Origin of the sequence: Mycobacterium bourgelatii (assembly GCF_010723575.1) — a bacterium.
GTDB classification, from domain to species: Bacteria; Actinomycetota; Actinomycetes; order Mycobacteriales; family Mycobacteriaceae; genus Mycobacterium; species Mycobacterium bourgelatii.
Genome location: NZ_BLKZ01000001.1, coordinates 77,019 through 100,779, shown reverse-complemented (window position 1 = coordinate 100,779; position 23,761 = coordinate 77,019). Strand labels below are relative to the sequence as shown.

The following is a 23,761-nucleotide window of genomic DNA, read 5'->3' as shown; positions in this document are numbered from 1 at the left end:
ATTAACTTCCCTTCTGTTGCGTATCACCGGATATTGCGGCCTCCCCGACCAGCGGGTTGACCAATTGCACGTAGGTAGGACCGTCGCTGTCGTCCAACAGGATTGCGCGTCCGGCGGGGAGCCGGCTGAAGCGCTGGCCGCGGATCTTGCCACCGTCGGCCGGGTTGCCCGCGAGCATCAAGGTGGTCGCCTGCAAGTCGTTGAACCGGCGCAGCAGCGGGCTGGTCATCAGTCCGTGCGCCGATCCAGACGCCCGAGCCGTGACGATCACCCGCAGCCCCAAATCGGCTGCTTGCGAGAGGATTCCGAGCAGCGGAGTCCAGGGTCGCTGGCCCACGTACGGACCCGTCATCGCCGCCGAATCCGGAATCTGGTCGACATCGTCGATGATCAGGTAGTGGGTGTGGCCGTCATAGCTCCACTTAGACAGCTCGGCCGGGGACAGGCCCGCCGGTGGGCGCCGTGACTCGATCAGGTTGGCCAGACCCAGCATCGCGGGGATGACCCGGTCGATGTTGGCCGTGTACTCGTTGTCGGGGAACAGCGGCTCGTCGACCAGGTGCAACCGACGGTCCAGCACCGTGAACGCCACCTGATCGGAGGTGGAGTTTTCTCGGATGGTGCGGATGAGATGGCGCAGCAGGGTCGTCTTTCCAGACTTGCTGTCGCCGAACACCATCAGCAATGGGTTCTCGGCGAAGTCGAGCACCACCGGTGCCAGGTCTTCTTCGCGCTGCCCGATCACGACCTGGTCGGGACCGCGATAGAGCGGACCGATGGCCTCAGGTGCGAGGTTGGTGGGCAGCAACCGCACCCGGGGAGCCGTCACGCCCGGGTAGCGGGCGTTGATCGCGGGAATCTGGTCCAGTTCGGGTTGCGCGAACAGGAAGTGTTCGGCCGCCATGGTCAGGCCGCGGCCCGGCTGGTCTGCCGGGACGGCATCGGCCGGCCGGCGCAACGCACCGACCACCCGGACGTTGCTGTCCCGCGCATCGTGCAACCGCAGCTCGAGGCGCAGCCCAAGCCCGTCGCGCATCGCCAGCGGCAGCTCCAACCAGCTCGGCGTCGTGATGATCACGTGGATGCCGTAGGCCAGGCCCACGTTGACCAGTTCGGTTACCTTGGCCAGCAACGGGTTACGGGTGTTGAACTGATCGGTGTTGTCGCGGCCGAAGGCATACAGGTTGTCGATGACCAGGAACACCTCGCCGTAACCGTCATCAGGCGTGTTGCCGTTGGCGTGCCCGTTCGAAGAGCCGTTGCCCGGCCGGTCGCGGAACACCTCGCGCTGCTGCCGCGACAGCAGCAGCTGTTCCAGCTCGCCGAAGGTGCGCCGGATGCGCTCGGGTTCCAGCGCCGATGCGACGCTGCCGACGTGCGCGAGGTGCTCGAGCGCGCGCAGTTGGCCCCCGCCATAGTCCAGGCAGTAGAACGTGACGTCGCGCGGCGAGTGCAGATTCGCGGCCGAGAGGATGAACGTCTGCAGCGCCGTCGATTTGCCGGACTTGGGCCCACCGTGGATCACCATGTTGCCGGCCGACGATGTCGCGTCGAACACCAGCGGGTCGCGGCGCATCTCGAACGGCTTGTCGATCTCACCGAGCGGCCAGCGCCACTGGCGTTGCGGCACACCGGCGCGCGCGAGCACGTTGCTCAGCGGGATTGGTTCGTCCAGCGGCGGCAGCCACAGCTGCGGCGCCTGCGGACCGAAGCGGGCCAACTGCTCGCCGATGGTCGCGATCAACTTCTTCGGCGGTCCGGTCAGTTCCTCTTCGTCGGCCTCGGCGATCACGGTGCCCGGGTCCGGTTCCACTGCACCCGCGGTGAACAGCTTCGGTTCTGGAATAGATGGCACGACAAGGGCTTTCGCGACCTGCGGCGGTTCGTAGATACCGTCCACGTAGGTGCTGCGGAACTTGATCGGCGTGGCGCCCGGAGCGGGCACCAGGAAGCCGATGCCCTTGTGCTCCTTGCCCGATTCGATGTGGTACGCGTCTTCGACACCGATGATCTGGCGAGAAACGCTGGGGCTGGCCACCTTCAACCCGATCCGGTAGGAGGTGTTCTTGTCGATGTCCTTGATCTTGCCGACGTCGAGGGTCTGGGACGCGAACAAGATATGGATGCGGAACGAACGGCCCTTGCGCGCCACGTAGTCGAACAGCTCGGCGTACTCGGGATGGTCGGCCAGCATCAAGGTGAACTCGTCGGCAACCACGAACAGCGTTGGGATCGGCGGCAAATCGTGTCCGGCCTCGCGGGCGTTCTCGTACTCCAGCACCGAGTTGAACGCACTGCCCTGAATCTGGCGACCGGCCTCGCGCAGCAGGATCTCGCGCCGGGCCACCTCACCACGCAACGTGTCGGCGAAGCGGTCGGCCAACGACTTCTTTTCGGCCATGTTGGAGATGACCGCGACGACCTGCGGGAAGTTGCGGAAGCTGTCGGCGCCCGCCTCACCCTTGAAGTCGGCGTAGATGACGATCAACCGGTCGGCCGAGTGAGTGGTCAACAGCGACAACAGAATCGACATCAACGTCTGCGACTTGCCGGAACCGGTCATACCGATCATCAGGCCGTGCGGCCCCATCCCGCCCTCGGCTTCGTCCTTGAGGTCGAACATCAAGGGCTCACCAGTGGCGGTGACACCGATCGGGACGCGCAATTCGTCATCACGCCGCCTCGGCGCCCACAACGCGGGCACATCCAGTCGGGACGCGTCCGGGATTCCCAGCAGGGTGGTGAAACTCGCGCCGCGGGTCGCTGCCGAGCGCAGTCCGGTGTGCGTGGGGTTGGAATCCCAACGTGACAGTCGGCGAGCGAGGTGCGCCGCTTCGTCGGCGCCGAATTGGTCGGCAGCGTCGATGAAGGGCTGCCAGCCGCCGGTCTGCCACCGTTCGATGGCCCCGTTGCCGATGCGCAGGATCGGTTTCTCCGGGTCCGAATACTGTTCCCGGTGCGGTTCGGTAGCTGACAGGTGTATGACGGTGACACCCGCCCGCCCCACGGCCAGCGGGGACACCTGCAGGTCGTAATTGGGGTCGTCGACGATGATCAGCAAGTGCCGCAAGGTATCTGCGGGCTGTCCGGTAAACGCCGGTCGATCAACCAGCGCCGAGCCCAGCAGCTCGATCAGCTCGTCGGTGTCGGTGGACAGGTAGCGCGCCGGCCCGACCCCGTCGACCTGGCCGGGAACGTCGATGTGGGGCAACCACTTCAGCCACGACCAGTCCGGGCTCTCCAGATCACGGCTGGCCAGCGCCACGCCCAGCACCGTGGGGTCGTGCCAGGTCACCGCCTGGGCGATCCAGGCGCGCAACGCGGCCCGTACTTCGTCCCGTTCGCCTAAGAGAGTGATCCGGGCCAGCTTGGTCACATCGATCCCGGTCGGCACGTCCCGGACGGTGCGCTGGGTGTCGAGCAGGCTGCGTAATGCGCTGTGCGACACCGGTTCCAGGTCGATCTCGTCGGCCGTGTCGTTGACCCGCAGCGGGGTGATCAAGGGTGCGTCGTGCCGGCCGGCCCGCAGCACCAAGAAGTCGGGGTCGTGCGGGTCGCGCTCCCACTGTCGACGCGAGCCCGGCACGGCGGCCAGGGCGGTCGGTTCGGGGTGGGACCACTGCGCGGCCACCCGCTGCTCGGCGGCGGCGGCGCGGACGTTGTCCCGAACGACCGCGAGGTAGCGCAGGTAGTCGGCCCGTTCGGCGTCGACTTCCTCGGTGCGCATCTTGTTGTCGTTGCCGCGGTAGAGGGCCGTCGCCGCCAGCAGCAACACGAACGGGAAGAACAGCGTCTGCGGCGAGATCACCCGCATCCCGGTCGCGACCAACGCAACGATCATGCCGACGATGAGGATCCCGATCAGGTAGGGCAGCGCCCGTCGCAGCAACGACGGCGGAATCACCCTGGGCAATTCCGGCGGTGCCTCAATCGTGATGGTGCCCTTGCGGACGGCGGGCGGCGCCAGTCGGCGCCGCGCTTCGAAGACCAATCTGCTCATCGCGGCGCTCCCTCAGCCGATACCGGACGACCGGGCTTGCTGTCGGGCGGCAGGCCGTCGTGAGCTAACAATGCGTCGGCGCGCGACAGGGTCGGGCCGGACGCGAACAAGGACAGAATTGACCACGGGATCGCTACCGGCGGACCCTGAAGACCAAGGGCTTCAATGGTTTTGCCGTTTCCGCCGGCCACCGTTCGATCTGCCTCCGTGTCGATGCCGTACCGCACACCGGTGTCGGACACCCAGAACAGTGATCCGGTGGGCGGTGCGGACGGGCCGCCGCCCACGGTCTGGGCAAAGTAGCCGGTGCCCGGCTCCAGCGCGACCCGGGAGGCCGTGCCGTTGTTGCCGCCGCCGACCAAGTCCACGGCGTGGATCGACTCGGGCACCGGCAGCGCCGAACCGGACAACAGGCTCAGCGAACTGGTGGCCGCGCCCGCCGGCTTGCTCCAATGGGCACACGTGACGGGATCGCGGCCCGCATCGACGAGGGTGACCGGCTGCGCGGGGTACCGCGTGGTGTCCAGCAACCGGGAGACGGGTAGCCGGGCGATCTCGTCGGCGCCCAGCCGCGGCGGCTGATGCAGGCCATAGGAATTGGTGTTGCGCAGGACCGCGGCCAGCACCGGCGAGATGGGCTGCAGGCCGTCCGGCAATACCGCGTAGTACAAGGAGTGTGCCGTGTCGGCGGACGGGTTGTGGTCGAGCGAGTACGCCGTCACGACCCCGCCGATCGGCGCCGGCACCGGGAAGCTTGCCGGGCTGCCGGCGTTCGGGATCACCGGCGGGGTAAGCGCCGGCGATTCGGGGATCGCGTTGAACAATCCGGCAGCGATCGGCCGTGGGGCGGGTACGTCGGCACCCAGACCCAGGGCGCCGGTGACCGCGTGGTCGGCCAGGTCGATCCGGCTGCGCTTGCCGTCCCACAGCAACCACGTGCTGTTTCCACCCAGGAACGAGGCGTCGACCAGGACCGCATGTCCGGGGGGTAACGCGCCGGCCCGGGCGCCCTCACTGTCCGGCTTGCCGGCAATAACCGTCAAGCCCGTGCTGTGCACCGCGCGCCCGCCCGCTCCGCTGACGGGGTCGCACACCGTCCACTCGGCGTCGTGGGTGGCGTTTTGCACCATCCGCTCCGGCGCGCCCGGGATGCCGATCAAGCTGCCCCGCGGAAACTTGTCCAGCTCAGCGCTTTTCACCGTCGTCGGGTTGACCGGCTTGCCGGCGATGAGCCGGGCCGAGGTCAGGTTGAGCACCGGGTGCAGCCGGTCGCCGACGCGCACATACAGCGCGGCGGTGGACCGGTCGGCCAGCACGGTGTTGCTTCCGACCTGCCCGTTGGGCCGGATCAGCGAAAAGACGAAGCAGCCCGCCAGCCCGGTGATCAGGATCAGCACGCCCATCAACACCGCCCGGGACTGGGTGCGCAACGGGTCGACCAGCATCCTGGTGTCGTGCAGCGCAATACCCGAGGCGATGCGGCGCATCACGAACCGCCAACCGGTGACCTGGTGGCGGGTGACGAAACCGCGTCGGTACTCGACCTGGTCGGGATTCTGGTTTACCGGGGTCCGGGAGGTGAACGAACGGCGCTCTTCCTCTTGGTAGTCGCTCATGCCGACACCGACAAACCAAGGCCGCGCAGCAGCGGGTCTACCGATCTTGCGACGTCCTGGGCCGTGATCGTCATCAGCTCCTCATCGGTGAACTCGCCGGTTCCCGCATGCTCGGAGTGGTCCAGCCGGAACTCACGTTCTTCTTCGGACCGTTCGACGATGTTGCGGACAAAGCGGCCGTTGCCGGCGATGTCCAGGCTGCGCCGCGCGATTCCGTTGGAGTCAGGTGTCGTGGACGACGCCAACTTGGCGAACAATTTCTCCAAGTCTTCGAGGGCGGCCTCTTCGAAGAGGCTGTCTCGCTGTTCGGCCATCTTGTGCGCGATCTCCACCAGTTCATGTGACGTGTACGAGGGAAACTCGATGCTTCGGGTAAACCGCGACCGCAGACCCTCGTTGGTGTCAAGGAACTTGTCCAGGTCGGCGCGGTAGCCGGCGATGATCACCACCAGCCGATCGCGGTCGTTCTCCATTCGGGCCAGCAGCGTGTCGATGGCCACCAACCCGAAGTCGTTCTTGGCGCCGGTCGCCACCAGCGCGTAAGCCTCGTCGAGGAACAGCACCCCGTCGAGTGCGCTGTCGATGATGGCGTTGGTCTTGGCCTCGGTCTCGCCGATGTGCTGGCCGATCAGGTCGGCACGGTGTACCTCTCTGATGTTCTCCCGCTTCAGCAGGCCCAGACCGCAATAGATCTTGGCGACCACACGCGCGATCGTGGTCTTACCGGTGCCGGGCGGGCCGGCGAAGATCAGGTGGTGGGTGCGTTGGGCCACCGCGAGTCCGCGCTGCTTTCGCACCAACTCCATGGCCACCGAACTCTTCAGCCGCGAGACCTGGTTCTTGACCTCTTCCAACCCGATGAATTCGGCGAGCTGACGCTCGGCCTCGTGCAGCAGCGTCGCCTTGCGTTCATGGGCGGCGGGGTCGATGAAGTCCTCCGCGGTGGGTTCCGTGGCCGGATCCCACGGGTCGGTGCGCGCCTCGATCCGCCCCGCGGTGGTGGTCACGATGCCGAAGCTGGTGTCCGAGAGCGCGTGCTCGATCTGTTCGTTCTCCGGGTGGGCTGCGTACAAGTCCTGCAGCACTTCGGCCGCCGACTCCTCGTCGACGTGGGCACGCAGCACCAGGGCCTTGGCCAGCGCACCGTCGACGGCCGCCACCGGTACCGGACCTTCGGGCTCCTCGAGATACGACAGCGCGGGCGCGAACATGCCCAGCCGCGCCAGGGCGGTGCCCAGGGCGATCTTGGCCGCGTGTGAGAAGGCCTCGTCCAGGTTGGCGTCGTTGACGATCGGCGTGAGTAGCTTGACGACATCCGACCAGCGCTCGGCCCGGTAGTTGATGACGACCGACACCCAGCGGGCTTCGCGCCAGCCCGGCCGACGCTGGGAGATGGCCGAGACGATCTGATGGGCCTTGCCATATTCGGCCGGACCCCCCGCCGAGGCGAGCGCCGCCGCGTACGCGAGATGGAAGTCGTCCGGTTCGGTCGCGCGGAACCGCAGGTACAGGCCCGTGTCATAGAGGAAGCCGAGCGCCCCACTCTTCAGCTCGACGTGACGCTGCAAGACGCCAGCCGTCCCCGACGTGCGGGAGACCGCCTCGAGCACCCGCACGGAGGTGTCGCCGGAGGCGGCCAAACCCGTCCAGGCGTCGCATTGATCATGCGCGATGCGCGTCAACGCGGTGAATCCCGATCGCGCGGCGGACAAGTCGGCGGGTCGCTGACGCTCGTAAACCGCCAGGCCGAGGGCCCGGCAGCACGTGGCGAAACGGCTGACTACGTCAGCATCTACCTTGCCGTTCACCCGTGTCGCTACCGGCTGACCCGAAAGCACGCCGACATCACTAAGTTCCACGCCCCCGATGTCTCCTGAATCTCGTGCGGTCATTGGCCAAACTCGCCCGGACTTAGGCCAGAAGCTAGGCCTGAAGTTAGCATTGCATAAGCTAACTTGTCGAGGCACACGAACCCTGACAATCCACCGTCAATTCGCCGCTTTTGCGCCACTGACCAGCGCATTACGGGCTCACAGGGATCGACAGCGACCATCTGGTCATCCGGACTCTCCACCCAGGCAGCGTACTCGACATACCAGCCTATTGAACATGGTTTTCATTATCAAGGTGCTGATGAGGCTGCAGTGGTCAACCCCCCGGTCCCGTTGCTGGCGCCACCTCGGCACCGCAAAAATGCTCCGTATGCGGCATAAATGGCGTTTGCCGTTAACAGTCTGCGCCGAGACCGAAAAAGTTCCTTCGGATGGCCGAACTTATTTGATATGCATGAGCCAAATAGGCTCGCAACCGTCCACTAGGACTTGACGGCGCTGACCAGAGTGATGCGACGGAGCATGGAAGCGGGCTCGGAGCCCGGGTCCGGCAGCCCCCGGCCTACCTCCGTTATGTAGTCCGTCAGTGGCGTACCGACCGCCGTCCATCCCCGCGCGCCAAACCAGTCCGTGGCCGGCGCGTGCTGCTCGTTGTAGACCAACTGGAAGAACGGACGCTGGTCGCCGTCGGGTGCGGCACGTTCTTCCTCCACCTTGGCGGCGAACTCGTCAGCGGGTAGCGGCGTGCCGTCCTCGACGGCCACGTGACTGCCGCGCGACGCCAGCCCGTCGATCCCGGTGAATAGTTGCTCCTGCGCCGTGGCGGGAAGATAGATCAACAGCCCTTCGGCAATCCACGCCGACGGCTGAGCGGGATCGAAACCGCTGTCCCGTAGGGCCTGCGACCAGTCGTCGCGCAGGTCGACGGCGATCTCGCGGCGCTCGGCTCGCGGTTGCACTCGGTGGGCGGCGAGGACCTCACGCTTGAAATCGAGAACTTGGGGGCGGTCCAGTTCGAAAACGGTGGTCCCGTCCGGCCACGGCAGTCGGTAGGCGCGCGAGTCCAATCCCGCCGCCACCACGACCACTTGTCGGGCGCCGGCGTCGGCGGCGCGCTGGAAATAGGCGTCGAAGTATTTGGTGCGAGCGCCCTGGAAAGTGACGAAGTGGGCCCCGAAGTCTTCGCTCAACAATTCGTGGTCGGGCGCCGTGCCGTCGAGCACCTCCGCCCAGGAACCGCCGACCGCCCGGCAGAACAACTCGGCATATGGATCCACGGCCAGCGGATCAGGCTTCTGGGCTTCCAACGCTCGTGCCGTCGCAACGAAGAGCGCTGTCGATCCGACGCTCGTCGTTATGTCCCAGGTGTCACCTTCGCTACGCACCCTGCCGACAGTACGCCGGGTTTATTGGTCGCCGGGGGACTCCGGCTTCCAGTTTCCTGGGAGCATCGGCAGCGCCGGACCGCCACCGAACTCGTTGTCGCGCATCGTGGTCAAGCCGCTTGCCGGCCGTGACGCGTCCTGACCAAGGGTGCCGGCGAAGCCGAACTCCCGCGCACCCTGATCCGAGGCCGCCGTCGCCAGCGCGGGTTCCCGGTCCGGTGGCATGGCCCAGTCCGGGGTCACGTCGACATCCATGAACTCGTGGTTGTGCTCCTCGACGGTCGAGCGCTTTCGTCGGCGCCGACGGGCCTGTTCGCGTGCCGCCGCTGCGGCCGCTGCGCTGACCGCGTCGGGCTCCGGCGCCTTCCGCTTGGCGCTGGCGCTCGCACTGGCGCTCATCCCCGAGCCGAACCCGATTCCCGGTGGACCCACCAGGAAGGGGAAACCGAAACCCGCCGTCGGAGTGGGGGCCGGCGGGGGCGGCGCTGGGCTGGCTCCGGCAACGGTGCTGGTCACAGCGGTTGGCGTGGGGGCGGCCACCGTGGTCGCGACCGCGCCGACGCCGCCGGGTGCGGTCCCCGCGACGACCGAAAGCGCGGGCGCGCCGGCGACGGGCGGCGTGACGACCGGGACTACGGCGGGCTGGATGGCGGCCAAGCCGGAGAGTCCGGCCAAGCCGGTGACGGCGCCCAGGTTGGAGATGGCGGCGCCGAGCGCGGCGGTGAGCAGCTGCGGCGTCTGGACCACCTGCAAGGCCTGCGCCACGTGGGTCGGCCAGTCGAACTCGGCGAGCTCCACGACGTATTCGAGGGCTCCCGCAGGGTTCGTGAAGAGCTGCTGGACAAAGGTTTCAAACTGCTGGCCGAATTCGAGCGAGCGCGCGACCCACCAAATCGGTTGCGATGCGTCGGTGATGTCGTGCATGGGAACACCGTTCAGGGTGCCCTCCAAAGGGTCCCAATTGATCTGCCCGTTGGTGAGCACGCGCAGCAGATCTGCGACGAGGTAATCCAACTGCGTGGGGTCCCCATGGTCATGATCTTCATGACCCTCGTGGCCATCTTCGTGTTCTTCGTGGTCGTGGTCAGCCTCGGCGCGCACGATCTGGGGTGCGGCGGAGGTCTGCGGCGTCGCCGCGACGGCAGCGTCGGACACTGCTTCGTAGGTGGCCATCGTGGTGGCCGCCTGCACCCACATCCGCACGTAGTCGGCCTCGTTGACCGCAATGGGGATGGTGTTGATGCCGAAGAAGTTCGTCGCCACCAGCACCCCGTGGATGACGTGGTTGGTGGCGAGCTCGGGCAGCGTAGGCATGGCCGCCAGCGCGGTGGTGTATGCCGCGGCCGCGGCCTGGTGCTGAGCCGCCGCCTGGGCACTGGTGATGCTGGCCTGCATCAACCACATCAGGTACGGGACATGGGCCGCCACATACTGTTCGGCGGTGGGGCCCTCCCAGGCTCCTCCCTGCACCGCGCCCAGCAACGCGGTCAGTTCGTCTGCCGCCGAGGTGTACTCGTCGCTGAGTGCGGACCACGCCCCCGCCGCCGACAACAACGGGCCGGGACCTGGGCCGCTGCTCAACAGCGCCGAGTGGACCTCAGGCGGCGACGCCATCCAGACCGGGGCCATCACAGCCACCAGTCCGTGAGGCTACCGACGCGCCACCACATCCGAACCACTCCTCCGCCCACGAACACCAGCTTTGGAGGTTACTGAATGTGATAATCGTTTTCAATATCAACCCTAGACCAACGGGCGGCCCGTCCTGATTCGGCGGTTCAGGTCCCACAGCATCAGGTTGAACGGGAACTGGCGAATGGGCCGTGGCAACGCGCTGTTTACCGCTGCGAACAGTGCCATCAGCCGGTCGAAGCGCCGCTGGCTGGCCTCGTCCCACGGCAGCCGCATCTCATCCCGGAACCGTTGCGGCAGAAAGCCCGTGGTGATCAGCAGGTTGAACCTCTCCGACCGTTCGCGCAACCACCGCGGAAGCCGGACGCCTTTGACTCGCGACACGGCGATCGGATACAGGAACTCGCGAACGGCGTCGTCGATGTGCGCCTTATCCAACGACTCCTGCCAGTACCGGTCAAACGCAGCCCGGTCCGGCGGCCACATCTGGGGCGGCACCTGCAGCGTGGTGCCCAGCGTCTTTCCCTCCTCGTATAGACGGTCGGCCTCGTCCTCATCGATTTCGCCGATGAAGGTGCGGTAGATGTCGATGCCGCCCTTGTAGAGGCAGGCCGCCACCCACAGCTGCAGTTCCGGGTCGAACGCGTTGTAGGCAACGGGGCTATCAGGCAGGGAGTAGACCTGCGCGTGCGCCCGGTTTACGGCGCGACGGAAAGCCGCCTTCTGCGTGTCGGTCCCAGCGTTGGCCACCGCGATGTAGGTGAAGGTGGTGCGGGCCCGCTTGATGGGATGACGGTCAATTCGTCCGCTCTCCACCCGACTGTCCTTGACCCCGTAGCCGACGGCCGGGCGCGAGAGTTGCATAATGACGTTCGCTGGGCCGGCCAGCAGGGCCACGCCCATCAACCCATAGTCGCCCGCGAGGCGGCTCCGACGCCTGCTGCGTTGCGGTCGGGGCGGGTCGGAGATACCTCGCTCGACATGCGGAACGGGCCTTTCGTCCGTGGGTTGCAACGTCATAACCCAGCCTTTCGCAGCCCGCAAATTGTGAGAACGTGTGTTTCCTGATATTGTCGGGGCGTTGCTCAGGTGTCAAGATGGTCCCCATGGCTAATTCATCCGGGTTGGCTGGGAGTTCGAGCGCGCGGCCCTATCGAGGGGTTGAGGCCGCCGAGCGACTCGCGGATCGCCGCCGGCGGCTTCTAGCCGCCGGCCTAGACATTTTGGGTTCGGAGCAGCAAGACATCTCCGCGCTGACCGTACGCGCGGTATGTCGGGACGCGGGCTTGGCATCCCGCTACTTCTACGAAAGCTTCGCGGACAAAGACGAATTCATTGCCGGCGTATTCGACTGGGTGATCGCCAAACTCGCCGTCAGCACCCAGGCGACGGTGGCGTCATATCCCGCCCACGAGAAGGCCCGGGCCGGCATGGCGAAGGTCGTGCAGATCATCGCCGAAGACGCCCGGATCGGGCGCATCCTGTTCAGCACGCACCTGGCCGACCCGGTCATCGTGCGTAAACGAGCCGAGTCGACCGCGCTGTTCGCCATGCTGTCTGGACAGCTGGCGGTCGACGCGCTGCACGCCCCGGCAAATGACGCACTCAAGGCCGCGGCACACTTCGTGGTCGGCGGTGTCGGTCAGACGATCAGCGCATGGTTGGCCGGCGATCTCCACCTGCCACCGGAGGACCTTGTTGAACTGCTTGCGGCCGTGGTGGGCGGGCTCTCCGAACCGGCGCGCCTGTTGTCCGGCGCCACGGGCGATCTGGCGGGAAAACTCACGGCGGAACTTACGGAAGACCTCACGGAAGACCTCACGGAAGAAGAGGTAGTCGCCATAGCCGCATCCCGGGATGCAAAAGCCACAGACGCATCAGGGTAAGCCGCATGATGCGTTGCGCGCCGGTGATCAGCAGGATCGCTAGCGGCACCTCGATGAGCAACGCGGTCCCCACCGACAGCCAAAAATCGGCGGGCCCCGCGGTCATCAGGTCGAACCAGGCGTCGCAAATCAGCAACACCCCACTGGTGAACGCCGTGAGGAGCAATAGCTGGCGCCGCAAGTAGCCCAGCACGGCGGTGGCCGCCATGAATCCGACCAGCAGGATGTCGAAGCCGACCCAGGTGACACGCCAGTTGTGCGCGACATAGTTCGGCGGCAAAGTCAGCGCCAAATAGACAATCCACGGGATCAGAGCAATGGATCCGGTGATGATCAAACCCAACCGGATGCGGCGCAGCCGCGCGAATTCCGCCGGGTCAATCAGTTCGTTCAGCGGTCGTTCCAGCCTTGTGATCAGGTCGCGGCGTTGCTCTGCGGAAAGCGCGGCGATCTGATCGTCGGTCAGGATGCCGTGGGTCACTCCCGGCCTAGCTGCTCGCGGCCGCCGCGGGTCGCCGGTCGGCCGCGGTGCGGGGGACGACCTGTGTGTCGTTCTCCGTGAATTCCTTCACCCAGCAAGCAAACTCGAGCGTGATGCCGTCCGGATCCTGGAAGTAGAAGGAGCGCACGTAGACGCCGGGGTGCACGGTCGCCGAAACCTGCAATTCGCTCTCGTCGTGATTGAGCACCGGACCGACCCGAACGCCCTTGTCCTTCAACCGCTGCCGGTATTCGTCGAATTTCTCCGGCGGGACATGAAACGCCAAGTGGTTGAGGCTGCTCACCGCACTGGTGATGTCGCCGATGCCGGGGATGGCGCCCGGTGACGAGATGCCCGGGACACGGTCGGGCGCGTCCTTGAACCAGAAAAAAGCCACGCAGTCGCCGTTGCCCGCGTCGAAGAAGAAGTGCTGACCCTGGCCGAACGGCAGGTCGAGCGATTTGACCAGCGGCATCCCGAGGATGTTGGTGTAGAAGTCCACCGTTCGCTCCATGTCCGAACACACCAACGCGACGTGGTTGATTCCGCCGAGCTGGAACTCTTTGTTGGTGTTGTGCGGCTTGATCATTGCGTCTCCCCTTCACCAGCCGGTGGAATGGCCCTAGGCTAGGATCTGAATCTAACATCAGATTCAGGTTTGTTCCAGGGAGGTGTCGATGACTTCGGCATCTGAGGCACCTGAGGCATCTGAGACAGCTCACGAGTCCGCGCTTGGCGGTCAGGCACCCACCTACCCAACCCACCGGGGACGCCGGACCCAAGCGGCGATCGACTCCGCCGCGCGAGCGGTCATCGCACGAAAAGGCGTCCTGGCCACGACCATCGCCGATATTGCGGCCGAGGCGGGCCGCTCGGCGGCATCCTTCTACAACTACTACGACTCCAAAGAAGCGATGGTCCGGCAATGGGCGCTGCGATTCCGCGACGAAGCCAACGAGCGGGCACGGACGGTCATCCGCCACGGATTGACGGACCGTGAACGCGCCTACGAGGCCGCCGCAGCCCATTGGCACACCTACCGCCACCGACTCGCCGAGGTGATCAGCGTGTCGCAGTTGGCGATGATCAACGATGACTTCGCGCAGTATTGGGCCGAGATGTGCGCCATTCCCATCTCTTTCATCGCCGAATCGGTGCGGCGCGCCCAGGCGAGAGGCTTCTGTCCCGGCGACGATCCACAGCTGCTGGCTCAAGCTATCGTGGCGATGTTCAACCAGTTCTGCTATATCCAGCTGAGCGGATCGGACGAGCCCGACGATCAAGCCTGCATCCGAACCCTGGCCAACATCTACTACCGAGCCATCTACGGGGAGAAGGGTCACTGAATTGACCAGCGTCACACGAGAGTTCGTAGGTCTGCCGTCACCCACCGCCGCGCGCGCGGGCGCGGGCGGTCACCCCTGCCAAGGGCTCTACCACCGCGGCGCGGGTCACAAGCCCAAGGTGGCGATGATCGCCACCCACTACCAGATCGATTTCTCTGAGCATTATCTCGCCGATTTCATGGCCGCCCGCGGTATCGGCTTCCTCGGCTGGAACACCAGATTCCGCGGCTTCGAAACCGATTTCGTTCTTGACCACGCCCTGGTCGACATCGGCGTCGGAGTACGTTGGCTGCGCGAGACGCAGGGCGTGGAAACGGTTGTGCTGTTGGGCAACTCCGGCGGAGGCTCGCTGATGGCCGCCTACCAGTCGCAGGCGGTCGAGCCGAACGTGACGCCGTTGGAAGGGATGCGGCCGGCCGCAGGAGCCGACGAGCTGCCCCCCGCGGACGGGTATGTCGCCACCGCCGCCCACCTCGGCCGCCCAGATGTGTTGACCGCCTGGATGGACGGCGCTGTCGTTGACGAAAATGACCCCGTCGCAACCGACCCCGACCTCGACCTGTTCAACGAGCGCAACGGCCCGCCGTATTCGGACGAGTTCGTCAGCCGCTACCGCGCAGCGCAGATCGCACGTAACCATGCCATCACCGACTGGGCCGAAGCCGAGCTCAAACGCATTCGCGCCGCCGGCTTTTCGGATCGCCCATTCTCGGTGATGCGGACCTGGGCCGATCCCCGCATGGTCGACCCCAGCCTGGAGCCCACCAAGCGGACGCCCAACCAGTGCTATGCGGGCACGCCGGTACGCGCCAACCGCTCCGCACGCGGCATCGCGGCGGCGTGCACCCTGCGCAATTGGTTGGGAATGTGGAGCCTGCGGGTGGCGCAAACGAGGGCCGAGCCGCACCTGGCCCGGATCACCTGCCCCGCGCTGGTGATCAACGCCGACGCCGACACCGGGGTCTTCCCATCCGACGCCCAGCGCATCTACGACGGCCTCGCCAGTACCGACAAGGCCCAAACCTCGATCGACGCCGACCACTACTTCACCAATCCCGGTGCGCGCGACAAGCAGGCCGACACCATCGCCGACTGGATTGCCAAGCGGTGGCCCTAAGGGTTCTCGCGCACTTTGTTCCCCGGAAGAAAGTGCTTGATTTCCTTGCCCCGGAAGCGGATTGGCTTGACGTCCGATGGTGCGCCGAAGACGACGACGCAACGTTCTACCGAGAGTTGCCGGACGCGGAGGTGATCTGGCACGTGCTGCGCCCGCTGACGGGTTCCGACCTGCGGTTGGGTACGCGGCTGCGACTGGTCCACAAGCTCGGCGCCGGGGTGAACACCATCGACGTGGCCACCGCGACCGAATGCGGGATCGCGGTGGCCAACATGCCCGGCGCCAACGCGCCATCGGTTGCCGAGGGGGCGGTGTTGCTGATGCTCGCCGCGCTACGCCGGCTCAGGCAACTCGACCACGCCGTCCGGTGCGGACGCGGCTGGCCCGCCGACCCGGATCTCGGCGAGACGGTGCGCGATCTCGGTGGCTGCACCGTCGGGCTGGTCGGCTACGGGAACATCGCCAAGCGCGTCGCCACGATCGTTTCCGCGATGGGCGCCACCGTGCTGCACACCAGCACCGCCGACGACGGACGACCCGGTTGGCGCCCGTTGGCCGATCTGCTGGCCGAAAGCGACGTCGTCTCGTTGCACCTGCCGCTGACCGCGGACACTCATCACCTACTCGACGCCAATGCGCTGGCCCGAATGAAATCCAGTGCGGTGCTGGTCAACACGTCGCGTGGCGCGATCGTCGATGAGAACGCGCTGGTCGACGCGCTGCGGGTGGGGCGGCTGGCGGCGGCGGGCCTCGACGTGTTCGAAGTGGAGCCGGTGACTCCCGACAACCGGCTGCTGGACCTGGACAACGTGGTACTCACGCCGCACGTGAGCTGGTACACCGCCGACACCATGCGGCGCTACCTCATCGAGGCCGTCGCCAACTGTCGGCGACTGCGCGACGGCGAGCCGCTGGCCAACCTAGTAGGCCCGGTCGTCCACCAACCACCCGGTTGTTAGCTTGGAGGGACCGGCCCCCCGGTAGGGAAGGCAAGGGAAGGTAAGGGAAGGCGAACAATGCCGATCGCAGTAATTCCTGAACATAAAGACCTGGCCGATTCGGTGCGCTCGCTGGTCGCGCGGGTCGCGCCCTCCGAGGTGCTACACCAGGCTCTAGAGACCCCGTTCGAGAACCCGCCACCGTACTGGCAGGCCGCCGCCGAGCAGGGCTTGCAGGGCGTCCACCTCGCCGAGAACGTAGGTGGACAAGGCTTCGGCATCCTTGAACTGGCCATCGTGCTCGCCGAGTTCGGCTACGGGGCGGTACCCGGTCCGTTCGTGCCGTCGGCAATCGCCAGCGCGCTGATCGCCGCCCACGACCCCGTCGCCAAGGTGCTCGCCGAGCTGGCATCGGGCGCCGTCATCGCCTCGTATGCGCTGGGTTCCGGGCTCACCGCGACCCGCCACGGCGACGTGCTGGTGATCCGCGGCGAAGCCCGCGCGGTTCCCGCGGCCGCTCAGGCGTCCATTCTGGTGCTGCCCGTGGCCATCGACAGTGGCGAGGAATGGGTGGTGCTGCAGGCCGACGAGCTCGAAATCGAGCCGGTGGCCAGCATCGATCCGCTGCGGCCGATCGCCGACGTGCGCGCCAACGCCATCGAGCTCGGCGATGACGCGGTGCTGAGCAGCCTGAGCCAGGCCGACGCTCACGCGTTGATCACCACCCTGCTATCGGCAGAGGCGGTGGGTGTCGCCCGGTGGGCCACCGACACCGCAGCGGCATACGCCAAGATCCGCGAACAATTCGGCCGGCCGATCGGCCAATTCCAGGCCATCAAGCACAAGTGCGCCGAGATGATCGCCGACACCGAGCGGGCCACCGCGGCGGTGTGGGACGCCGCGCGCGCTCTGGACGAGGACAGCCCCAAGGAGGGCGACGTCGAGTTCGCGGCGGCAGTCGCGGCCACGCTCGCGCCGGCGGCCGCTCAGCGGTGCACGCAGGATTGCATTCAGGTGCACGGCGGCATCGGCTTCACCTGGGAGCACGACACCAACGTCTACTACCGCCGCGCGCTGATCCTGGCCGCCAGCTTCGGTCGCTCGTCGGACTACCCGCAGAAGGTCGTCGATACGGCCACCACGACAGGCCTGCGCGCGGTGGACGTCGACCTGGATCCCGAGACCGACAAGCTGCGGGCCGAGATCCGCGCCGAGGTGGCCGCGTTGAAAGCGTTGCCGCGCGAGGAACGCCCTGCCGCCATCGCCGAAGGCGGCTGGGGACTGCCGTATCTGCCCAAGCCGTGGGGACGCGCGGCCGGCCCGGTCGAGCAGATCATCATCGCGCAGGAATTCAGCTACGGGCGGGTCAAGCGGCCGCAGCTCGCCATCGCCGCATGGATCGTCCCGTCGATCGTCGCGTTCGGAACCGAGGAGCAGAAGCAGCGCTTCCTGCCGCCGACCTTCCGCGGCGAAATTTTCTGGTGCCAGTTGTTCTCCGAGCCCGGCGCCGGGTCGGACCTGGCGGGCCTGTCCACCAAGGCCACAAAGGTGGACGGCGGCTGGCGCATCACCGGCCAGAAGATCTGGACCACCGCCGCCCAGTACTCGCAGTGGGGCGCGCTACTGGCCAGAACGGACCCGTCGGCACCGAAGCACAACGGCATCACGTACTTCCTGTTGGACATGAAAAGCGAAGGCGTGCAGGTAAAGCCGCTGCGCGAACTGACCGGCAACGCGATGTTCAACACCGTCTACCTCGACGACGTGTTCGTGCCCGACGACTGCGTGTTGGGCGATGTCAATCGGGGCTGGGAAGTCAGCCGCAACACCCTGACCGCCGAGCGGGTGTCGATTGGCAGCAGCGACGCGAACTTCCTGGCCAGCTTGCCGGAGTTCGTCGAGTTCGTTCGGGACGGCCAATTCGACCAGGTTGCCAGGCACCGGGCCGGCCAGTTGATCGCGGAGGGGCATGCCGCCAAATTGCTCAACCTGCGCTCGACGCTGTTGACGCTGGCCGGCGGCGACGCGATGCCGTCGGCGGCGATCTCCAAGCTGTTGTCGATGCGGACCGGGCAGGGTTACGCCGAGTTCGCGGTCGCCTCCTTCGGCAGCGACGCCGCGATCGGCGACACCAAGCAATTGCCGGGCAAATGGGGTGAGTACCTGTTGGCGAGCCGGGCCACGACGATCTACGGCGGAACGTCGGAGGTGCAGCTCAACATCATCGCCGAACGGCTGCTGGGCCTGCCCCGCGACCCGTAACCTTCACCGGCGAGCAGACGCAAACTCGTATCAAATCGGTTGATTTTGTACGAGTTTGCGTCTGCTCGGCGGGTGATCGGCGGCTCACCACCACCAGTGCCACCAGCGGCGGTGGCCCCAGCCGTGGCCCCAGCCATGGCCCCAGCCACCGCGGTGCCAGCCACCGTGACCACCCCAGCCGTGCCCGTGTCCCCAGCCGTGCCCGACCGGGACGAAGTGGGCGGGACTTTCGGGAATGCCCGCGCCACCATGCGGCCCGGCCAGTGCGACGCTGGCGACGGGAGACGGGGGCGCGGCTTGTGCGCTGGGCACGGCACCGAACAGCATTGCCGCGCTGAGCGCGCCGGAGCCCAGCGCGACTGTGCCCGCGCGGCGGACCGACCGCGGTGACAGCAACTTCGGGAACATCGACAACTCCTTTCATGACTTCGTTCGACACCAAAAACGCTATTCAGAAATTGCTAGGTGCACCATGGAAACAGCGTTGGATTTGGCTGTATATTTGCCCTTGGAGTTTGTCTTTACGGATTTACTGTCAGTATTTTGTACTAGCAAATCAGCAGCTCAAGCGATCTACTGGGCTACTGAAATCCGTGCAGCAGTAGCTCAGCATTTCAGCGTTTGGCAGCTTAATCAACTGTGTATTGGTCGGTGCTGAAAAGCGGCGTAAATGGTCGCGCATCGGCGTACAGGAAAGGTCCAGGTAGCGAACCTACACTGACTTACGGATCGCTCCGGGAGGACCTGACATGGCACACAGCATCGGCCCATTCCGCACGCACCCGGGAGCCGCGGGCCCCCCGTTAGACGGTGCGTCGACCGAGCGGTTCGCGCTCGCCCGCCAACCGCACGTACCGGCCAGGCGGGATCCGCCCGCGCGAAATCAACGCACCCGGCGGACGGTCGACCTCTCCCCCGCCACGCATCGAGCCCTGGACATCTGGCAGCGCCAGGCCGCCGACCGGCTCGGCGTCGCCCGCGTGACCGGCCAGGAAGTCATCAGCGCGCTCATCGAGCAGTTGTTGACCGATCCCAGGCTCTCAGCCCAGATCACCCGTGTCGTTCAGGCGCGACGCACCCAAGGGTGAGCAGCAGGGCTACTCGGCGGCCTCGTCGGAACCCGTGTCCTCGGAGCCCTCGTCGGCGCCTTTGTCCTCGGAGCTCTCCTTGGAGCCCTTGTCGGAACTCTTCTTGGAGTCCTTGCCCAGGTCTTTGGCCTTGTCCTTTGCCTTGTCCTTGTCGTCGACGTCCAACTCGCGCAGCTCGCGCTTGAGGATCTTGCCGGTCGGGTTGCGCGGCAGCTCGTCGAGGAAGATCACTTCGCGCGGCACCTTGTAACGCGCCAGGTGATCGCGCACATAGTGCTTGATCGTGTCCTCGTCGAGGTCGGAGCCCTCCTTCTTGACCACGAAGGCCCGCAGTCGATGACCCCACTCCTTGTCTTCGACCCCGATCGCGGTGGCCTCTATGACGTCCTCGTGGCCGCTGATCAGGTCCTCGACCTCGGCGGGGAACACGTTTTCGCCGCCGGACACGATCATCTCGTCGTCCCGGCCGCTGACGTAGAGCAGGCCGTCTTCGTCGAAGTAGCCCACGTCACCGGAGGACATCAGGCCGTCGATGATCTGCTTGTGGCCGCCGCCGGTGTAGCCCTCGAACGGGAAGGCGTTGCCGACGAAGATCCGCCCGACCTCGCCCTGCGGCTTCTCGTTGCCGTTGTCGTCGAGGATCTTGACCTTCACGCCCTTGACCACCGGGCCGACCGTGGCCGGGTTCTTCTCCAGGTCCTTGGGCCCGGCGATGGTCGCGAAGGCGATCTCGGTGGACCCGTACATGTTGTAGATGACCGGGCCGAAGTCTTTCAGCGCCCGCTGCGCCAGCTCGGCGCCCAGCTGCGACCCGGAGACGAAGATGATCTTCAGGTGCGACAAGTCGGGCTTCTTGTCCATCTTCTCGATCGTGTCCAGTAGGCGCGACAGCATCACCGGCACCACCACCATGGCGGTCGCCTTGTGCTTTTCGAGGTCTTCGAGCACCAGCGGCGGCTTGAACTTGCGACGCAACAGCAGCGTCGAGCCCAGGAACATCGCGATGGTCGCGTGCAGGTAGCCCAGCGCGTGGAACATCGGCGCCGGCAAGGACGTGATCTCGTTGGCCTTGAACGGCACGTGCGACAAGATGCCGCCGACCGGCGCCAGGGTGGGCGGCGTGCTGCGGTTCGCACCCTTGGGGGTGCCGGTGGTACCGCTGGTCAGGATGATGATCGAGGCGTGCTTGCTCGCCTTGGGCGCGGGCTCTTTGCTGCTGCGCTCGATCAGCTCGGCCAGCGTCTCGTGCTCGCTGCCCGAATCCTGGTCGCTGTCCGGATTGTGGCCCAGTGCGCGCAGGAAGCCCAGTTCGGGCTCGGCTTTGCTGACGGCCTTGGTGTATTCGTCGTCGTAGATGATCAGCTTGGCGCCCTCGCGCTCCGACACTTCCTTGATCTGCGGGCCGGAGAATTCGCTGTTGAGCAGGATGATGCGGGCGCCGGCGCGGGCGGCGCCGTAGTTGGCGATGACAAACCACCGGGTGTTGCGGGCCAGGATTGCGACGCCGTCGCCGGGCTTGATGCCCTTGTCGATCAGGCCGTTGGCCACCGCGTGCGCGGCCTCGTCGAGTTCCTTGTAGGTGATGTGGCCTTCTTCGTCGATGACGGCCCGCGCGTCGGGATGGCGCCGGGCGTTCAAGGACGGCAGCATGCCGAACTCGCCCCACTTCGCGAGCTCGGCCGCCATGGCCGCGGTCTTGAGCGGGGACTCGAGCCGGAAAGCTCCCGCTTCGAAGATCTTGCGCACATAGTGCAGTTCGGCTGCGCCGCGTTCGACGTATTGCTGGATCTTTCCGACGCCGGGTACTTCGCTCAGGCTAGGCATGTTCCTCACCATATGTGACGGAGGTCGCAATGCGACCAGTAGATTTCACCCGAATTACCATCGACATCGATGCCCAAACCCATGACGCTGTCGGTGGCTGGGCGCGAGGTCACCATCACCCACCCGGACAAAGAAGTTTTTCCGGGTCCTCCCACCTACACCAAGCTGGACCTGGTCCGGTACTACCTGGCAGTTGCCGACGGGGCCCTGCGGGGTGCGGCAGACCGGCCGATGATCCTCAAGCGATTCGTCAAAGGCATCTCGGAAGAGGCGATATTTCAGAAGCGCGCCCCGCAGAAACGCCCCGACTACGTCGACGTCGCCGAATTGCGCTACGCGTCCGGCACTTCGGCCAAGGAGGCCGTCATCCACGACGCCGCCGGGTTGGCCTGGGTGATCAATCTCGGCTGCGTCGACCTCAATCCACACGCGGTACAAGCGACCGACCTCGACCATCCAGACGAGCTGCGGATCGACCTGGATCCGATGCCCGGGGTCACGTGGCGGCACATCATCGAGGTAGCGCTGGTGGCACGGGAGGTGCTCGAGGAGTACGGGCTGACGGCGTGGCCGAAGACCTCCGGGTCGAGGGGATTTCACGTGTACTCCCGGATCGCACCGGAGTGGACGTTCAAGCAGGTGCGGCTGGCCGCTCAGACGGTGGCGCGGGAAGTCGAGCGTCGCATACCCGACGCGGCGACCAGCCGCTGGTGGAAGGAAGAGCGCGAAGGCGTCTTCGTCGACTTCAACCAGAACGCCAAAGACCGCACGGTCGCCTCGGCCTATTCGGTGCGAGCCACCGCGGACGCGCGGGTGTCGACGCCGCTGCACTGGGATGAGGTTCCCGGTTGCAACCCGGAAGAGTTCACCATCGACACAGTGCCCCGCCGGTTCGCCGAGATGGGCGACCCGTGGGCGGGGATGGACGACGCCGTCGGCGCGCTTGATCGGCTGCTCGTGTTGGCCGAGGAACTCGGTCCCCCGGAGCGCGCCCCGAAGGGCGCGAAAAAGAGCGGCAAGGGCACCGGCGGCAGGCGTCAGTCATCGATGCCGCTCATCGAGATCGCCCGTACCAAGACCAAGGACGAAGCGATGGCCGCGCTGGACACCTGGCGCGGTCGCCATCCGGCCGTGGCCGAGCTGCTGCAACCGGTGGATGTGCTGGTGGACGGCATGCGTGGGCCGAGTTCGATCTGGTACCGGATCCGCATCAATCTGCAGCATGTGCCACCCGAGCAGCGTCCACCGCAGGAGGAGCTGATCGCCGACTACAGCCCTTGGGACAAGTACATGCCCAGAGGCTGACGCCAGCGACACGCTAGTCTCACGCTGTGCAGCAGGTATGGAGTCGACGGCAATTCGTCCAGATTGCCGGGGCCACATGTCTACTCGCCGGCGGCGCGGCACCCCTGGCGGGGTGCTTCAAATCCAAGCCCCCACCGGGCACGCCGGGCGGCGGCGAGGTGACCATTACGCACCTGTTCGGCAAAACCGTCGTCAAGGAGCCGCCCAAGCGCGTGGTCAGCGCCGGTTACACCGAACAGGATGACCTGCTGGCCGTCGGTGTGGTGCCGATCGCGGTGACCAACTGGTTCGGCGACCAACCGTTCGCGGTGTGGCCGTGGGCTCAGCCCAAGCTGGGCACCGCGCAACCGGTGGTATTGAACCTGGACAACGGAATACCCGTCGACCAGATCGCCGGACTCAAGCCCGACCTGATCGTGGCCATCAACGCCGGCGTCGACGCCGACACCTACGAGAGACTGTCGGCGATAGCGCCCACCATCCCGCAGTCCGACGGCGACGCTTTCTTCGAGCCATGGAAGGACCAGGCCGCCGCGATCGGCCAGGCGGTGTTTCAGGCCGACCAGATGAAATCACTGGTCAACGCCGTCGACCAGAAGTTCGCCGCGGTGGCGCAGCAGTATCCGCAGTGGAAGGGCAGGACGGCGCTGCTGCTCGAGGGCAGGCTGGCGCAAGGCACTGTGGTGGCGACGACAGGCTGGCAGACCGACTTCCTGACCCAGATGGGACTGGTCATTGCCGACAGCATCAAGCAGTTCGGCGACGATCACCGCGCCGTCATCCCCCGCGAGCGGATCAAATCGGTGCTCGACTCCGCCGACGTGCTGATCTGGACCACGGAAAGCCCCGAGGAGCAACAGGCGTTGCTGGCCGACCCGGAGGTGGCCCAGTCACAGGCCACCACGCAGAACCGCCACGTCTTCACCACCAAGGACTTGGCGGGCGCAATAGCCTTCGCGTCGACCCTTAGTTACCCCGTCGTGGCCGACCAACTGCCCCCGCAAATCGCCAAGATCCTGGGCTGATAGCGGGGTGCTTGAGCGTTTGCT

17 protein-coding genes and 1 pseudogene are annotated in these 23,761 nt (G+C 66.1%); 8 read left to right on the top strand and 10 right to left on the bottom strand.

The features are described 5' to 3' along the window. Position 1 precedes the first annotated feature (1 nt). The 6 genes from eccCa to G6N68_RS00400 form a co-directional block, all read right to left on the bottom strand. Positions 2-4,000, bottom strand: coding sequence for a type VII secretion protein EccCa (gene eccCa / locus G6N68_RS00425; protein ID WP_163706589.1), 3,999 nt, complete (start codon positions 3,998-4,000; stop codon positions 2-4). Then, complete coding sequence (gene eccB, locus G6N68_RS00420; protein WP_163706587.1) at positions 3,997-5,616, bottom strand: type VII secretion protein EccB; 1,620 nt, start codon at positions 5,614-5,616, stop codon at positions 3,997-3,999. Before eccB ends, eccCa begins: the two co-directional genes overlap by 4 nt. After that, positions 5,613-7,475: a type VII secretion AAA-ATPase EccA gene (gene eccA, locus G6N68_RS00415; protein WP_205351437.1), complete on the bottom strand. Its 1,863-nt coding sequence runs from the start codon at positions 7,473-7,475 to the stop codon at positions 5,613-5,615. Before eccA ends, eccB begins: the two co-directional genes overlap by 4 nt. A gap of 455 nt (positions 7,476-7,930) precedes the next feature. Beyond that, on the bottom strand, positions 7,931-8,833 hold the full coding sequence (locus tag G6N68_RS00410; RefSeq protein ID WP_163706582.1) for a class I SAM-dependent methyltransferase: 903 nt from the start codon (positions 8,831-8,833) through the stop codon (positions 7,931-7,933). Positions 8,834-8,854: 21 nt separating this feature from the next. Further along, a complete protein-coding gene (locus G6N68_RS00405; protein WP_163717957.1) occupies positions 8,855-10,462 on the bottom strand; it encodes a PPE family protein in 1,608 nt (535 codons plus the stop codon). 114 nt (positions 10,463-10,576) lie between these two features. Then, on the bottom strand, positions 10,577-11,485 hold the full coding sequence (locus G6N68_RS00400) for an oxygenase MpaB family protein (RefSeq protein WP_163706580.1): 909 nt from the start codon (positions 11,483-11,485) through the stop codon (positions 10,577-10,579). A gap of 77 nt (positions 11,486-11,562) precedes the next feature. Between G6N68_RS00400 and G6N68_RS00395 the strand changes: the two genes are divergently transcribed. Further along, positions 11,563-12,351 carry a TetR/AcrR family transcriptional regulator gene (locus G6N68_RS00395; RefSeq protein ID WP_240355315.1) on the top strand — a complete coding sequence of 263 codons (789 nt, stop codon included), beginning with the start codon at positions 11,563-11,565 and terminating at the stop codon, positions 12,349-12,351. On the opposite strand, the gene G6N68_RS00390 is transcribed toward G6N68_RS00395, so the two are convergent. Together G6N68_RS00390 and G6N68_RS00385 are read right to left on the bottom strand one after the other, a co-directional pair. After that, positions 12,284-12,832 carry a hypothetical protein gene (locus G6N68_RS00390; RefSeq protein WP_163706579.1) on the bottom strand — a complete coding sequence of 183 codons (549 nt, stop codon included), beginning with the start codon at positions 12,830-12,832 and terminating at the stop codon, positions 12,284-12,286. The two genes, G6N68_RS00395 and G6N68_RS00390, sit on opposite strands and share 68 nt — an antisense overlap. A gap of 7 nt (positions 12,833-12,839) precedes the next feature. Beyond that, positions 12,840-13,421 carry a VOC family protein gene (locus G6N68_RS00385; RefSeq protein WP_163706577.1) on the bottom strand — a complete coding sequence of 194 codons (582 nt, stop codon included), beginning with the start codon at positions 13,419-13,421 and terminating at the stop codon, positions 12,840-12,842. Positions 13,422-13,509: 88 nt separating this feature from the next. On the opposite strand from G6N68_RS00385, the gene G6N68_RS00380 reads away from it, so the two are divergent. From G6N68_RS00380 to G6N68_RS00365, 4 genes are read left to right on the top strand one after another with little or no spacing between them, the layout of a single operon-like run. Next, entirely contained in the window at positions 13,510-14,178 is a 669-nt protein-coding gene (locus tag G6N68_RS00380) for a TetR/AcrR family transcriptional regulator (RefSeq protein WP_163706575.1), read from the top strand. A gap of 1 nt (position 14,179) precedes the next feature. Further along, entirely contained in the window at positions 14,180-15,295 is a 1,116-nt protein-coding gene (locus G6N68_RS00375) for an alpha/beta hydrolase (protein WP_163706573.1), read from the top strand. After that, positions 15,286-16,254 (top strand): 2-hydroxyacid dehydrogenase, encoded by a 969-nt coding sequence (locus G6N68_RS00370; protein ID WP_163706570.1) that lies wholly within the window; start codon positions 15,286-15,288, stop codon positions 16,252-16,254. Before G6N68_RS00375 ends, G6N68_RS00370 begins: the two co-directional genes overlap by 10 nt. A gap of 57 nt (positions 16,255-16,311) precedes the next feature. After that, on the top strand, positions 16,312-18,495 hold the full coding sequence (locus G6N68_RS00365; protein WP_163706568.1) for an acyl-CoA dehydrogenase family protein: 2,184 nt from the start codon (positions 16,312-16,314) through the stop codon (positions 18,493-18,495). A gap of 84 nt (positions 18,496-18,579) precedes the next feature. Here G6N68_RS00365 and G6N68_RS00360 read toward each other — a convergent pair whose 3' ends face one another. Further along, positions 18,580-18,903, bottom strand: a complete 324-nt coding sequence (locus G6N68_RS00360) for a hypothetical protein (RefSeq protein ID WP_163706397.1) — start codon at positions 18,901-18,903, stop codon at positions 18,580-18,582. 341 nt (positions 18,904-19,244) lie between these two features. On the opposite strand from G6N68_RS00360, the gene G6N68_RS00355 reads away from it, so the two are divergent. Next, on the top strand, positions 19,245-19,583 hold the full coding sequence (locus G6N68_RS00355) for an ATPase (RefSeq protein ID WP_163706567.1): 339 nt from the start codon (positions 19,245-19,247) through the stop codon (positions 19,581-19,583). 162 nt (positions 19,584-19,745) lie between these two features. On the opposite strand, the pseudogene fadD2 reads toward G6N68_RS00355, so the two are convergent. Then, positions 19,746-21,407: pseudogene (gene fadD2 / locus G6N68_RS00350) on the bottom strand (long-chain-fatty-acid--CoA ligase FadD2); the annotation flags it as partial. A 69-nt stretch (positions 21,408-21,476) separates the two neighbouring features. Between fadD2 and G6N68_RS00345 the strand changes: the two are divergent. Both G6N68_RS00345 and G6N68_RS00340 read left to right on the top strand, forming a co-directional pair. Further along, complete coding sequence (locus G6N68_RS00345) at positions 21,477-22,712, top strand: DNA polymerase domain-containing protein (RefSeq protein ID WP_163706564.1); 1,236 nt, start codon at positions 21,477-21,479, stop codon at positions 22,710-22,712. A 26-nt stretch (positions 22,713-22,738) separates the two neighbouring features. Then, on the top strand, positions 22,739-23,737 hold the full coding sequence (locus G6N68_RS00340; RefSeq protein WP_163706561.1) for an ABC transporter substrate-binding protein: 999 nt from the start codon (positions 22,739-22,741) through the stop codon (positions 23,735-23,737). The last annotated feature ends 24 nt before the right edge of the window (positions 23,738-23,761 follow it).

Excerpts from the sequence above, each read along its gene's own strand:
- eccCa (WP_163706589.1), bottom strand. The coding sequence starts at position 4,000 with ATGAGCAGATTGGTCTTCGAAGCGCGGCGCCGACTGGCGCCGCCCGCC.
- eccB (WP_163706587.1), bottom strand. The coding sequence starts at position 5,616 with ATGAGCGACTACCAAGAGGAAGAGCGCCGTTCGTTCACCTCCCGGACC.
- G6N68_RS00405 (WP_163717957.1), bottom strand. The coding sequence starts at position 10,462 with ATGGCCCCGGTCTGGATGGCGTCGCCGCCTGAGGTCCACTCGGCGCTG.
- G6N68_RS00400 (WP_163706580.1), bottom strand. The coding sequence starts at position 11,485 with ATGACGTTGCAACCCACGGACGAAAGGCCCGTTCCGCATGTCGAGCGA.
- G6N68_RS00395 (WP_240355315.1), top strand. The coding sequence starts at position 11,563 with ATGGTCCCCATGGCTAATTCATCCGGGTTGGCTGGGAGTTCGAGCGCG.
- G6N68_RS00385 (WP_163706577.1), bottom strand. The coding sequence starts at position 13,421 with ATGATCAAGCCGCACAACACCAACAAAGAGTTCCAGCTCGGCGGAATC.
- G6N68_RS00380 (WP_163706575.1), top strand. The coding sequence starts at position 13,510 with ATGACTTCGGCATCTGAGGCACCTGAGGCATCTGAGACAGCTCACGAG.
- G6N68_RS00365 (WP_163706568.1), top strand. The coding sequence starts at position 16,312 with ATGCCGATCGCAGTAATTCCTGAACATAAAGACCTGGCCGATTCGGTG.
- G6N68_RS00360 (WP_163706397.1), bottom strand. The coding sequence starts at position 18,903 with ATGTTCCCGAAGTTGCTGTCACCGCGGTCGGTCCGCCGCGCGGGCACA.
- G6N68_RS00355 (WP_163706567.1), top strand. The coding sequence starts at position 19,245 with ATGGCACACAGCATCGGCCCATTCCGCACGCACCCGGGAGCCGCGGGC.
- G6N68_RS00345 (WP_163706564.1), top strand. The coding sequence starts at position 21,477 with ATGCCCAAACCCATGACGCTGTCGGTGGCTGGGCGCGAGGTCACCATC.